The sequence below is a fragment of the Citricoccus sp. NPDC079358 genome (assembly GCF_040702545.1).
Lineage (GTDB): Bacteria > Actinomycetota > Actinomycetes > Actinomycetales > Micrococcaceae > Citricoccus.
In genome coordinates this window covers 15,067-27,527 of sequence record NZ_JBFBLI010000016.1, presented here as the reverse complement: position 1 = coordinate 27,527, position 12,461 = coordinate 15,067, and the positions used below count along the sequence as shown (strand labels likewise).

The window sequence follows — 12,461 nt, the reverse complement described above, 5'->3', positions numbered from 1 at the left end:
TATGACGGCGTTGTCACCCCACCTCAAGCAGGCCAGTCCCGTGATCGTGGACCATGCCCGCGGAAGTTGCCTCTACGACCAGGACGGGCGGCGGTTCCTCGACTTCACCGCCGGCATCGGGGTGGTCAGCACGGGCCACTGCCATCCGCGCGTGGTGGCAGCCGCCCAGGAGCAGGTGGCCTCCCTCATCCACGGCCAGTACACAACCGTCATGCACCGGCCCCTGATCGAGCTCACGGAGAAGCTGTCCGAGGTGCTGCCGGACCACCTGGACTCACTGTTCTTCGCGAATTCCGGCAGCGAGGCCGTGGAGGCGGCGCTGCGCCTGGTCCGGCAGGCGACCGCACGGCCGAACGTCATCGTGTTCCACGGCGGCTTCCACGGCCGCACGGTGGCCGCCTCGACCATGACCACCTCCGGCACCCGGTTCTCCGCCGGCTTCAGTCCCCTGATGTCCGGGGTGCACATCGCCCCGTTCCCCACCGCCTACCGCTACGGCTGGAGTGAAGAGGAGACAACGGCCTTCGCCCTGAGGGAGCTGGACTACCTCTTCGCCACCGTGACGTCCCCGCAGGAGACGGCGGCGTTCATCGTGGAGCCGGTCCTCGGCGAAGGTGGCTACATCCCTGGGAACACCGCCTTCTTCGCCGGCCTGCGCGAGCGGGCGGACCAGCACGGCATCCTGCTGGTCATGGACGAGATCCAGACCGGGTTCGGCCGCACCGGACGGTACTTCGGTCACCAGCACTTCGACGTCTCCCCGGACATCATCACCTTCGCGAAGGGCATCGCCTCCGGCTTCCCTCTGTCCGGGATCGCCGCCACCGAAGAGGTGATGGCCCGGGCCTGGCCGGGCTCCCAGGGGGGCACCTACGGTGCCAACGCCGTGTCCTGTGCGGCCGCCGTCGCGACCTTGCAGGTGATCGAGGACGAGGGGCTCGTGGGCCACGCCGCCGAACGCGGCACCCAATTGCTCGACGGCGCCCGGTCGGCTGCCGCGGCCGGCTCCCCCGGTGCCGGCGGGATCGGGGACGTCCGCGGGCTCGGACTGATGGTGGGCAGCGAGTTCACCACCGCTGACGGCGTCCCCGATCCGGGCCGGGCCAAGGCCGCCCTGACCGTGGCGGCGGACAAGGGCCTGCTGATGCTGACCTGTGGCGCCTACATGAACGTGGTCCGGATGATCCCGCCGCTCGTGGTCACCGCGGAGGAGATCGACGAGGGCCTGGCCATCTGGTCCGAAGTCCTCGCGGAGATCTAGGCAGAACGCAGAACCAGGGGACCCGATGCCACGCCACCTCATCCTCACGCTCGCCACCCGCCAGGTCTCCTGCCGCGTCCGGTTGCTCGACGACCTGGCCCCCGCCACGTGTGCGGCCGTCTGGGAGGCCCTCCCGCTGGCCGGGGACGCCTATCACGCCAAGTTCGCCCGCAACGAGGTGTATGCCCTGCTGCCCCGCATCACGGCGGCACCTCGACGGGAGAACCCCACGGTCACGCCGATCCCCGGGGATGTGTGCCTGTTCGACTTCGAGCCGTGGGAGATCGGCAACCCCGCCTACGGCTATGCGCCCGGCACCACCGCCCACGAGGCCCAGGGCGCCACGGACCTGGCCCTGTTCTACGACCGGAACAACCTACTCCTCAATGGTGACGTCGGATGGGTCCCGGGCAACGTGTTCGGCACGGTTGTGTCCGGCCCGGACAACTCAGCGGGCGCAACTGGGCTCGAGGCCATGGCCGCGGCCTGCAACGACCTGTGGCGGAACGGATTCGCCGGCGAGCGGCTGGTGTTCGAGCGCGAGTAGGGGCTACTGGTCCAGCAGCCACTCCACGAACCGTGCGACGGCCAGGACGAGGTCATCGGAGTGCCGTGGACCCACGATCTGCAGCCCCACGGGCAGCCCGGCGGCGGTGACGCCCACGGGGATGCTGATGGCCGGCTGCTGGGTGAGGTTGAACGGGAAGCTGAACGTCGCCCACTGCGGCCAACGCTCCAGGCCGCTGCCGGGCGGGACCTCGTACCCGGCCTCGAACGCCGGGATCCCCACGGCAGGGGTGAGCAGCACGTTGTGCTCCTCGTGGAAGGAGCCCATGGTGATACCCGCCTGCGCAGCGACATCCCGGGCCCGAAGATACTCGACCGCGCTAATTCGCTCCCCCCGGTCCCACACCCGGCCCAGACCCGGGTCGACCTTCTCCCGGGTGCCGGGCGAGGCCGCGGCCATCGTGTCCAGCAGGGTGGCCGCCCCACTGGCCCACAGCACCTCGAAGGCCTCGATCGGATCGGCGAAGCCGGGATCGGCCTCGGTGACGGGCAGACCCGCCTCGTCGATCCGCCTCACCACCGCGTCCACGACGCCCGCGACCTCCCGGTCCACCTTCGCGTAGCCGAGGTCACGCGAGTAGGCCACGTGCAGTCCGTCCACCTCACGGTTGAATTCCCCGCGGAAAGTCCGTTGCGGCGGCGCCAGCGAAGTGGGATCCCGGGGATCCGGCAGCGCCAGGATGTCCATCATCAGGGCCGTGTCCTCCACCGTGCGCGTCATCGGCCCGGCATGGGCCAGCGGACCGAACGGGCTGGCCGGGTACAGCGGGATCCGCCCGTGGGTGGGCTTGAAGCCCACGATGCCGCAGAAGGAGGCCGGGATGCGGACGCTGCCGCCGCCGTCGGTCCCCACGGAGCACGGCCCCATGCCAGCGGCCACCGCGGCGGCAGAACCACCGGAGGAGCCGCCGGCCGTCAACCGCGGGTCGGCGGGGTTGCGGGTGATGCCCGTCAGCGGGCTGTCCGTGACCGCCTTCCAGGCGAGCTCCGGCGTCGTGGTCTTGCCCAGGAAGACCATGCCGTCCGAGCGGAGCCGGGCCGCGACGGGCGAGTCCACCGTCCACGGCTGGTCCGGGTCGATGGACCGGGAACCCCGCAGGGTGGGCCAGCCGTCCGTGAGGAAGATGTCCTTGATGGAGACCGGCACGCCGTCCAGGAGCCCCTGGGGATGGTCACGGTGCCACCGGGCCTCGGACGCGCGGGCCTGGTCCAGGGCGCGGTCACCATCCACGAGGCAGTAGGCCCCGAGATCCCCGTCCGCCGTCCCGATGCGGTCCAGGATCGCGGTGGTGGCCTCGACGGGCGAGAGTGACCGGCTGCCATATGCGGCCACGAGCTCGACGGCGGTCATCTGGGTGGGGTCCATCTGCAGCTCCCGGTTTGGTGACGTGGTGCTAGGTGACGTGGTGCTAGGTGACATCGTGCGGACGGCTTCGCGGACGGTCAGGTTCGCGGCCCTCGTCCCCGCATTATGGGGGTTTGATCTGCGCGGATGGAAGGGCCCACACGTCGTGACCGGCCCATGGTCGCGAGGACGGTGGCGCCCCTATGATTCAGCCCATCATCAACTCGGCAGATCGACGTGACAGAGGGCGAGGAGCGGCAGTGGACCTGTCAGACATCGATTTCGACGGTCCCGTGACCCAGCGCGGCATCGGCGTGATCGCCCCCTTCGACCTGGCCCTGGAGCGGGAGCTCTGGCGGTGGACACCCTTGGACGTCAGCCTGCACCTCGCCCGGACGCCCTTCGAGCCAGTCCCCGTCAGCCTGGAGATGGCCGAACTCGTCTCCGAGAAGCGGCACGTGCAGTCAGCCACCCGGGATGTGCTCGGCGTGGATCCGGAGGTCGTGGCCTACCTGTGCACCTCCGGCAGCTTCATCCACGGGCTCGGGTACGAGTCCGAACTCCGCCGGTCCATCCTGGAGGCCGGAGCTCCCGACGCCGTCACCACCTCCGGTGCCCTGGCGGAGGCCGTGCGGGCGCTGGGACTGCGGCGCGTCTCGGTGATCACCCCTTATGACGCCGACCTGACGGACCGCCTGGTCGCCTTCCTCGGCGAACTGGGGGTGACCGTGCCGCAATGCCACTACCTCGGCCTGGGCGGCGGGATCTGGCGGGTCAACTACCGCACCGTGGCCGAGCTCATCCTCGCGGCCGACACCCCCGACTCCGAGGCCGTCTTCGTCTCCTGCACCAACCTGCCCACCTACGACATCATCGAACCGCTGGAACGCCGGCTCGGCAAGCCCGTCCTGACCGCGAACCAACTGACCGTCTGGGCCTGCCTGGGCCGCATGGGCCTGCCGATGGTCGGCCCGGGCCGCTGGCTGGCCGACGTCTTCCGAGAGGAATCCCCCACATGACCACCATCGGCATCATCTACCCGGACCACGCGGCCGAGGACGAATACCCGACGGCGGCGAGCCGGCTCGGTGTGCGCCTGCCACTCGTGCACATCTACGGCACCGATCTCCACGCGGTTCCCGAACTCCTCGATCTGGGCAGCCCGGAGAAGCTCGCGGAGGGGGTCGGACGGCTGCTCGCGGCCGTGGCAGGGGCACCTGCCGTGGACGGGGTGGAGAACCTGGATGCCGTGATGTGGGCCTGCACGTCCGGCAGCTTCGTCTACGGCCACGCGGGCGTGCGCCAGCAGGCGGACCAGCTGACCGAGGCGGCCGGGGTGCCGGCGGCCAGTACCTCGCAGTCGTTCGTGGCCGCCGCGGCCGCGCTCGGCGTGGGGCGGGTCGCCGTGGCCGCCAGTTATCCCGACGAGGTGGCGGTGCTTTTCACCGACTTCCTGGCGGCCTCGGGGATCGACGTGGTGGCCCGCGGCAGCGCCGGGATCGGCACGGCGGCGGAGGTGGGCGCCTTGGAGGGCACCCGGGTGATGGATCTGGCCCTGCAGAACGACCACCCTGCCGCCGAGGCCTTACTCATCCCGGACACGGCCATGCACACGCTGGACGTGTTGCCCGCGATCGAGCACCGGCTCGGCAAACCCGTCCTCACGGCCAACCAGGTCACGATCTGGCACGGTCTCCGGCTGGCCGGCTCGTCGGTCGTCTCGGACCAGCTGGGCGCGTTGTTCACCCGGGTGTAGTGGCAGCGCCCATCGCCGCTAGGGAATGGTGATCTGACGACCGGCGAGCGCCTCCAGGTTGGCGCTGGCGAATCCCCAGGCACTGCGCCGCGGGCTCACCCTGGCGCCGCTCCATTCCGCGAGCATGTACGCCACCTTGCCCTGCATCTCCTCCCGCAGGCGGCGGAACGAGTCCTCAGGATCGGTGCCCACCTGGCCCTGCAGCAACCACCAGGCCCAGGCCGCCGCTCCGGCGTTGGCCACGAAATCCGGGATCACCGGGATCCCGCGCACGGCTAGGCGTTCCTCCGCGTCCGGCGTCGTGGGTGAGTTCGCGGCCTCGACCACCGCCCGTGCCGCGATGTCAGCCACGGACCCGACCCCCAGCGCATAGGAGACCGCCGCGGGGACGAGGATGTCCGCGGGTGCCGAGAGCACCGCCTCGCGCGGCAAGAGCTCGACGCCGGACGGTACCGTGGCCCGGTCGATCTCACCATAGTGGTCGCGGGCGGCCAGCAGGGCCGGGATGTCCAGTCCGCGGGGACAGAACAGGGTGCCGGCGGCGTCGGCGATCGCGGTCACCGGGACGCCCGCCTCGTGCAGGTACCAGGCGGCTCCGCCACCCATGGTGCCGATGCCCTGGATGGCCACCGTGGTCCGCGTGGGCTCCCAGCCGAGGGCCGCCGCCGTCCCCAGGCAGGCCTGAGCCACCCCGTAGCCACCGATCACGTCCCCCAGCGGCAGTCCGTCCCGGTCCACGGTGTCGAGTCCTGCCCGGACGCGGTCCAGGGTGGCAGCCGGGTCCGGCGAGCGACGGATGGCGGCGTGGAAGGACTGGTCCAGTCCCAGCCGGGTGAAGACGGCGTCGAGGTCCGACTGGGAGACGCCGAGGTCTTCGGCGGTGACCCAGGAATTCTCGAGCCATGGCCGCATGTGCGCGAAGAACCGCTCCAGGACCCCCAGCGCATCCGGGTCCCTCGGATCGCAGTCGATGCCGGCCTTGGCCCCGCCGACGGGCAGACCGAACGCCGCGGTCTTGGTGGCCATGCAGCGTGCCAGGTCGGCGACCTCGTCCCGGGTGCAGCCGGCTCGCATGCGGGTGCCGCCCGTGGCCATGCCACCGACCAGGGTGTGCACCACGAGCCATCCTTGAGAGCCGGTGACCGGATCCGTCCACACGAGCTCATGCTGCGGTGGACGATCGAAGGGGTCAGGCCGCGTGAACGGCTCCCGCACCGGATTCCGGGGCAGGGTCTCTGGCCGCGTGCCACGCTCCGGTCCACTCGTGCTGTCGTGCGTTCGGTTGCCATCAGGGTTCTGGATCAGGGTCATGCCCGCCACCTCCATCGAGTTCACGGTTGGTCCCGCAGCGATTCGCCCTCCGGCGTGTGCTCCGGTGCGTGCTTCGGTGAATGTTCGGTTTGCGCCGGTTCAGCTCCGGCTCGTACTCCCAGCGTGGAGGGGGTTGCCGCTGGCGTCTATCGCCGGTTCCTGCACGATGCCGTGCATCGGGACTGCAAGGTCTCCCCTCCGCCGGCGGCGCACCCCTATGCTGACGCGCATGGAGTTGTCGTTGCGTCGGCTGAGGATGCTGCGGGAGTTGCACCTGCGTGGCACCGTCACCGCCGTGGCGGCCGCCCTGCACTACAGTCCCTCCGGCGTCTCCCAGCAGTTGGCCCAGCTGGAGCGCGACGTCGGCGCCCGGCTCGTGGAGCGGCATGGCCGCCGGCTGCTGCTCACCGATCTGGGGCTCGTCCTCGCCGAGCATGCGGAGCAGATCCTCGGCTCGGTGGACCGGGCCACGATGGCCCTGGAGCAGGCTCAGAACGGGGTGACGGCCCGCCTCACTGCGGGTGTCTGGGCGTCCGTGGCCTCCAGTCTGGTGCCGCAGGCCCTGTCCAGTCTGGCGGTGAGGTATCCCGGGATCGAGGTCCGCACCGTGGAGTTGGATCCCGAGCAGACGGCGGGTGCGGTCAAGGACGGCACCCTGGATTTCTCCTTCGTGATCGATTACTCGGTGACTCCGGTGACCTGGGACCCCCAGCTGACCCGGACGATCATCGCCGTGGAACGGCTCCACGCCGCAGTGCCCACCGGGATGATCCCCTCCGAGACGGTGCGACTGGCCCAGCTGGCAGACTATCCGTGGATCCTGGCCCGGGAGAGCGATCACTTCGGTCATGCGGTCCGCATCGCCTGCCATCAGAAGGGCTTCGACCCGAGGATCGTCCACACCGTCGCCGAACAGCCCACCGCGCTGGCCATGGCCGCCGGCGGGCTCGGGGTGACGCTGGTGTCCGATCTCGCGCTGGAACTGATCCCGGACGGAGTGGACATCATCGCCCTGGAGGAACCGGTGATGAGGACGGTCTCCATCGCCTATCGGACCACCCCCACACGTCGGCCGTCGCTCGATCTCGTCATCAACGCGATCCGCACGGCAGCAGCGGAGAAGGGGCTGGCCATCGGTTCAGCTCCGGCCTCGTCTGACTCGTCTGACTCGTCTGAGTCCGCGCCGGCGTCCAACCCGCTCGGGAGCCCTTCCTCCTGAGCCCTGAGCGTTGATGCCTGCTCCCTGCTCCCTGCTCCCTGAGCGTTGATCCCTGAGCGTTGATCGTTGATCCCCGAGCCCTGATCGCAGAGCCCCGCAGTACTCCACAGCCGCAGGTTCTCGCTCAGCCCTCCACCTTCCCGTGGAGCGCGCTTATCTCGTCCGTCGTTCGTGGTCGAATATATGTGCTAGCACACAGGGCCCGCGTAGGCGACAGGGTCACCACGGCTGCGCGGGAGCGAGGACCGTCCGGAAGGAGGACAGGGAATGACGGCAGAGGAGAGGGAGCCCTCACGTGGTTTGGACGAGTTGGCCGAGTGGGCCACTCCGGACGTTCTTGATGTCGCTCGCCAAGCCCTGGAGCTCCTGGCCGAACGCCTGTCCGGTCCCACGACGGTTGACGCCTTCGAACGCGTGGTCTCGTCGCCCGCTGATCAGGACTGGTCGGGACTGACCTCCTTCGCACCGATCGCCCCGGGAGAGTCGCCCCATGGTCCCGACTTCGTGGCTGCACCGGAGACCTTTGCGACCGGTTCGCTACCCGTCATCCACCGTAGGGTCGAAGATCTGGGACGTCTTCTGACAGCGGTACATACGTCGTTGGCCGGACATGCCGCCCATGCCATGGGTGAGGGTTCCCTCCGCGAGCCGTTGCTCGGCATCCCTGGAGGGGCCAAGCCGTTTCGAGATGCCCCGGACTGGATGGTGAAAACCCTGCGGATTCCCCGGCCGGAGGCACGCAGACGCATCCACCGTGCCCAGCAGGTCCAGCCGCCGGTCCCAGAGATCACCGGCCACCAGCGCAGTGCCGCCTACCCCGTCCTGGCCGAGGCCTTCCTGCGGGGGCATCTCGACCCATGCTCTCTCGACCTGATCTCCACGGCCCTGGAGCAGACGAAAAAGGATGCCGAAGCGACGAACGCGGACGCGTCCTTGACCGCGGATTGGCTGTCCCGGGGCGAGGAGACCCTGACGGCCCAGGCCACCGTCCTGGACCCGGAGTTGATGCGACATGCCTGTACCCGCTGGCGTCAGTGGGCCCAACACGCGCTCAACCCGGATGGGGCAGAGCCGTCCGACGCCGTCCCGTCCGTCCAGCAAGGACTCTCCTACCGGGGCAAGCGACGGGGCTTCCATCTGTGGAAGATCGCTGCGGACGACCTCCAGCACGAGGTCCTCAGCACCATCGCCGGCGCCGCGACCAACCCCCGCGCGCAGGGTGAGGGCACGCAGGGCGGTGGCGCGCAAGACGAAGGCATGCGCGACGAAGGCACCCAGGGCGGTGGCGAGGCCACCAGCAGTACGGTGTCGGCCGCGGAGGCGCCCGTCCCGAATCTCTCAAATGGAGCAGGCCTCTGGCCAGACGCCGATGTCATGTCCGTCGACCGCAGGTCCCGTCACCAGCGCCAACTCGACGGCCTGACTTCCGCCCTCATGGGGGCTTTGGCATTGGTCGAGGGCAACGGACTGCCGTCATCCGGCGGGAACCGGCCGCTGGTCATGGTGACCATCGACTACGAGACCCTCGCCGGTCAGGTCGGGAGCAGCCAGGTTTCTACCGCCGGAACCTCCCCGCCCGAATCCAGATCGGCCGACCCACGGAAACCACCAGACCCACCCGGCGAGCCGGGCATTCTCCCACTCGACCTCGGCACTTACAGATCGGAGGCGGCCTTCACCGGTCCGATCAGTCCCAGCACCGTACGTACCCTCGCCTGTGACGCCGACATCCTGCCCGTGGTCATGCGCGGCCCAGGACAGATCCTGGACGTGGGGCACACCCAACGCCTCTTTCCACCTCGACTCCGTCGGGCCATCACAGCCCGCGACGGCGGATGCGCGTCACCCGGCTGCACGATGCCGGCGCCGTGGTGCGAGGTCCACCACATCCAGTGGTGGACCCACGGCGGAGCGACGAGCGTGGACAACGGTGTGCTGCTCTGCAGCCGGCATCATCATGCGGTCCACAGTGGTTCATGGGACATCAGCGTCGAAGACGACGGCGTCCCCTGGTTCGTCCCCGCACCCTATCTGGATCCGTTCAGGACGCCCCAGCGCAACCGGTACTGGCGGGCCTAGGCGTGGACCGAGCCGACGCGATGAGTCAGGTCGCGCGACTGGCGCATGGCAACTGAGTGGCTTCGAGCAACTGAGTGGCTACGAGACTGCGGGACACCGTGGCTGGCGGCCACGAGACTGCTGGGCCACAGGGTCATGTGGCTGCCTGAGTCCACTACCCTGCGGCGTCGGGCCAGTTGCCATCCAGCATCTGCAGGAACTCCGGTTCGGAGACGAGTTCCACCTGCTGCCCCTGCTGACGGCGGGCCAGTGCGTCCCGCGTCTTGCGATGCCCGACCGCCCCGCCGCGCGTTGACGTGCCGAGATCCTCAGCGCGGAAGCCATCTCCGACGACCAACATGGTGGTCTGCGCGTTGACCCGGCTGCCCGTCCGTGCTCCCCACGCGGCCGCCCGATGCTTGGCCTCCTGCCGGGGCATCCCCAAGTTGCCGGTGAACACCACGGTCTGTCCATACAGGGGATGAGCCGGGTCTGCGTCGGCGGCAGGCTCGGGATTGATTCCCTCATCCGGCCAGTGCATCAAATCAGGCATGCGCTCGGCGTGCGGCAGCACCACGGTGGAGTCGAAGACCGGCCCGAGCCCGCGGGCCTGGCGGGTGGCTCGGGATTCCGGGCTGGTTCCGGCCCGGCGAGCCTCCAGCTGTCGCAACCGCACCCCATCGAGGGCCAGGATCTCGGCCAGCCCCGCTTCCAGCAGGCCGGTGGAGGACCGCGTGGTCCGTGTTCTGCTCGCTGTGCCAGTCGAGTCCGCCGTGGCCTCCGCGTCCACTGGGGCCGGTGACGTCGGTTCGTCCCGCGTCGCCAGGTGCGCGCCGGTGTTCGGATGCTCCAGCAGCGGTCGGTTCGTCAGCTGCGGATCAGCCCATCGCGGATCAGCCGGTTGCAGCTCAGCCAATTGCAGCTCAGCCGGTTGCCGGGCTGCCCTTCGGCGCTCGACCACGTCGATCATGATCCACGCGCACGCCTCGGCGTCTGCGAGGGCATCGTGGTGGTCCTCGAGTGGATGTCCCGCCTCCGCAGCGGCCACCGGTAGCGCATAGGACGGCAGGTCATAGGTGCGCCGGGCCATCACCAGGGAGCAGGCATAGTCGAAGCGCGGGATGTCTCGGCCGGAGACCTCGAGCGCAGATTCTATGACTCCGAGGTCGAAGCCCGCGTTGTGGGCCACGAGGGGGTCCGGCCCGATGAAGTCCGCCATGTCCCCGAACACCTCAGCGAATCGCGGGGCGCCGGCCACCTGCGCCGCCGTGATGCCGTGGATTCCCACGTTCCGGGCATCGAACCGGTCGAAGCCTGCCGGGGGCCTCATCAACCAGTACGCGCGTTCCACCGGTTGACCGTTGCGGACCCTGACGAGGCCCACGGAACACGGCGAACCGCGGAAGCCGTTGGCCGTCTCGAAATCCACCGCCGTGAAGTCGAGCGCCATCAGCGCCCTCCGCCGGACGCACCATCTGACCCGGTCAGCAACCGCACCAGTTCGGGAAGCAGCTGCCGGAAGGCGGTACCACGGTGGCTGATGGAGTTCTTCACCTCGGGGTCCAGTTCGGCCACGGAGACGTGCATGCCGTGCGGCTGCAGGATCGGGTCATAGCCGAAGCCGCCCGTACCCCGGGGTGCCGTCAGCAGGGTGCCGGCCAGGAAGCCGAGTTCGACGTGTTCCTCGCCGGCCGGTGTAGCCACCGCGGCGGCACAGACGAATGCGGCGTTTCGGTGTTCGGGCTTGACGTCCGCCGTCTGGTCCAAGAGCAACTGAAGGTTGGCCGCATCATCTCCATGTCGTCCGGACCATCGGGCGGAGAAGATCCCGGGGGCGCCCCCGAGGACCTCCACGGAGAGGCCGGAGTCGTCGGCCACGGCCACCAGCCCCGTGTGCCGGGCGACGGCATGGGCCTTCTTCAGGGAGTTCTCCTCGAAGGTGACACCATCCTCCACCACGTCCGGGGCGTCCAGGGACGCCGCGTCGACGACGTGGATGTCGACGTCCAGGCCGGGCACCTGTCCGCGGAGCAGTTCACGCAGCTCGCGCAGCTTGCCCTGGTTGCGGGTGGCGAGGACGAGCCGGGGCTGGGTGGTGCCGGCTGGACCGTTCACCGTTCGCCCGCCAGGGTCTCGCGCTGGATGCGGGCCAACTCGGCGGACCCGGCCACGGCCAGGTCGAGCAGGGAGTCGAGTTCGGAACGGTTGAACGGGGCGCCCTCGGCGGTGCCCTGAACCTCCACGAAGTCGCCGGCTCCGGTGACCACCACGTTCATGTCCGTCTCCGCGCGGACGTCCTCCACGTAGGGCAGATCGAGCATGGGGACACCATCGATGATGCCGACGGACACCGCGGCGACGGAGTCCTTCAGCGGCTGAGCGGAGGCCGAGATGACTCCTTGTCCCTTGGCCCAGGCGATCGCCTCCGCGAGCGCCACATAGGCCCCGGTGACCGAGGCGGTGCGGGTGCCACCATCGGCCTCCAGGACGTCACAATCCAGCACGATGGTGTTCTCGCCCAAAGCCTTGAGGTCGATGATGGCGCGCAGCGAGCGGCCGATGAGGCGAGAGATCTCATGGGTGCGGCCGCCGATCTTGCCCTTGACGGACTCGCGCTGGGAGCGGGTGTTCGTGGCGCGCGGCAGCATCGCATACTCTGCGGTGACCCAGCCGGTGCCCTCGCCCTTGAGCCAGCGCGGGACGCCCTGGGTGAAGGAGGCGGTGCACAGCACGCGAGTGTTGCCGAACTCGATCAGTGCAGAGCCCTCGGCCTGGCGGGACCAGCCACGGGTGATGCTGATGGGGCGCAATTCGTTGACGGCACGCCCGTCCTGGCGGGTCGCGGTGGACAGGGGGCCAGTGGTGCCGTTTTCGGGCACGGCGGAAGCTCCGGAAGTCGATGAGGTCATGCCCGCCATCCTACCGAGGGCCCGGACGCGTTAAT

General features: G+C 69.5%; 11 protein-coding genes. 6 read left to right on the top strand and 5 right to left on the bottom strand.

Annotated elements, in window-relative coordinates; translation table 11 throughout:
• The first annotated feature begins 1 nt into the window (after position 1).
• Together AB0333_RS15315 and AB0333_RS15310 are read left to right on the top strand one after the other, a co-directional pair.
• Entirely contained in the window at positions 2-1,261 is a 1,260-nt protein-coding gene (locus tag AB0333_RS15315; protein WP_115930956.1) for an aminotransferase class III-fold pyridoxal phosphate-dependent enzyme, read from the top strand.
• Between the two features lie 25 nt (positions 1,262-1,286).
• Entirely contained in the window at positions 1,287-1,808 is a 522-nt protein-coding gene (locus AB0333_RS15310; protein WP_115930955.1) for a DUF3830 family protein, read from the top strand.
• A gap of 3 nt (positions 1,809-1,811) precedes the next feature.
• On the opposite strand, the gene AB0333_RS15305 is transcribed toward AB0333_RS15310, so the two are convergent.
• Entirely contained in the window at positions 1,812-3,194 is a 1,383-nt protein-coding gene (locus AB0333_RS15305) for an amidase (RefSeq protein WP_366219563.1), read from the bottom strand.
• Positions 3,195-3,433: 239 nt separating this feature from the next.
• Between AB0333_RS15305 and AB0333_RS15300 the strand changes: the two genes are divergently transcribed.
• Entirely contained in the window at positions 3,434-4,192 is a 759-nt protein-coding gene (locus tag AB0333_RS15300) for an Asp/Glu/hydantoin racemase (RefSeq protein WP_115930953.1), read from the top strand.
• Positions 4,189-4,929, top strand: a complete 741-nt coding sequence (locus AB0333_RS15295) for a maleate cis-trans isomerase (RefSeq protein WP_366219562.1) — start codon at positions 4,189-4,191, stop codon at positions 4,927-4,929. The genes AB0333_RS15300 and AB0333_RS15295 overlap by 4 nt, the downstream gene beginning before the upstream one ends.
• 18 nt (positions 4,930-4,947) lie before the next feature.
• Here the strand turns inward: AB0333_RS15295 and AB0333_RS15290 are convergent, their stop codons facing one another.
• Positions 4,948-6,240 (bottom strand): Glu/Leu/Phe/Val dehydrogenase dimerization domain-containing protein, encoded by a 1,293-nt coding sequence (locus tag AB0333_RS15290; protein ID WP_366219561.1) that lies wholly within the window; start codon positions 6,238-6,240, stop codon positions 4,948-4,950.
• A gap of 229 nt (positions 6,241-6,469) precedes the next feature.
• Between AB0333_RS15290 and AB0333_RS15285 the strand changes: the two genes are divergently transcribed.
• Together AB0333_RS15285 and AB0333_RS15280 are read left to right on the top strand one after the other, a co-directional pair.
• Positions 6,470-7,459 (top strand): LysR family transcriptional regulator, encoded by a 990-nt coding sequence (locus AB0333_RS15285; protein ID WP_366219560.1) that lies wholly within the window; start codon positions 6,470-6,472, stop codon positions 7,457-7,459.
• A gap of 267 nt (positions 7,460-7,726) precedes the next feature.
• Positions 7,727-9,538 carry a DUF222 domain-containing protein gene (locus tag AB0333_RS15280; protein WP_366219559.1) on the top strand — a complete coding sequence of 604 codons (1,812 nt, stop codon included), beginning with the start codon at positions 7,727-7,729 and terminating at the stop codon, positions 9,536-9,538.
• A 154-nt stretch (positions 9,539-9,692) separates the two neighbouring features.
• On the opposite strand, the gene AB0333_RS15275 is transcribed toward AB0333_RS15280, so the two are convergent.
• Genes AB0333_RS15275 through rph form a run of 3 tightly spaced genes read right to left on the bottom strand, consistent with a single transcriptional unit; the run spans position 9,693 to position 12,426 of the window.
• A complete protein-coding gene (locus tag AB0333_RS15275) occupies positions 9,693-10,967 on the bottom strand; it encodes an exonuclease domain-containing protein (RefSeq protein ID WP_366219558.1) in 1,275 nt (424 codons plus the stop codon).
• Positions 10,967-11,632: an RdgB/HAM1 family non-canonical purine NTP pyrophosphatase gene (gene rdgB, locus AB0333_RS15270; protein WP_366219557.1), complete on the bottom strand. Its 666-nt coding sequence runs from the start codon at positions 11,630-11,632 to the stop codon at positions 10,967-10,969. Before rdgB ends, AB0333_RS15275 begins: the two co-directional genes overlap by 1 nt.
• The gene (gene rph / locus AB0333_RS15265) at positions 11,629-12,426 is read right to left on the bottom strand and encodes a ribonuclease PH (protein WP_366219556.1); all 798 of its coding nucleotides are present in this window, start codon (positions 12,424-12,426) and stop codon (positions 11,629-11,631) included. The genes rdgB and rph overlap by 4 nt, the downstream gene beginning before the upstream one ends.
• Positions 12,427-12,461 lie beyond the last annotated feature (35 nt).

Bases quoted from the DNA above. Each gene is read 5' to 3' on its own strand.
- AB0333_RS15285 (WP_366219560.1), top strand. From the start codon at position 6,470: ATGGAGTTGTCGTTGCGTCGGCTGAGGATGCTGCGGGAGTTGCACCTG.
- AB0333_RS15280 (WP_366219559.1), top strand. From the start codon at position 7,727: ATGACGGCAGAGGAGAGGGAGCCCTCACGTGGTTTGGACGAGTTGGCC.
- AB0333_RS15305 (WP_366219563.1), bottom strand. From the start codon at position 3,194: ATGGACCCCACCCAGATGACCGCCGTCGAGCTCGTGGCCGCATATGGC.
- AB0333_RS15275 (WP_366219558.1), bottom strand. From the start codon at position 10,967: ATGGCGCTCGACTTCACGGCGGTGGATTTCGAGACGGCCAACGGCTTC.
- rph (WP_366219556.1), bottom strand. From the start codon at position 12,426: ATGACCTCATCGACTTCCGGAGCTTCCGCCGTGCCCGAAAACGGCACC.
- AB0333_RS15310 (WP_115930955.1), top strand. From the start codon at position 1,287: ATGCCACGCCACCTCATCCTCACGCTCGCCACCCGCCAGGTCTCCTGC.
- AB0333_RS15315 (WP_115930956.1), top strand. From the start codon at position 2: ATGACGGCGTTGTCACCCCACCTCAAGCAGGCCAGTCCCGTGATCGTG.
- AB0333_RS15295 (WP_366219562.1), top strand. From the start codon at position 4,189: ATGACCACCATCGGCATCATCTACCCGGACCACGCGGCCGAGGACGAA.
- AB0333_RS15290 (WP_366219561.1), bottom strand. From the start codon at position 6,240: ATGACCCTGATCCAGAACCCTGATGGCAACCGAACGCACGACAGCACG.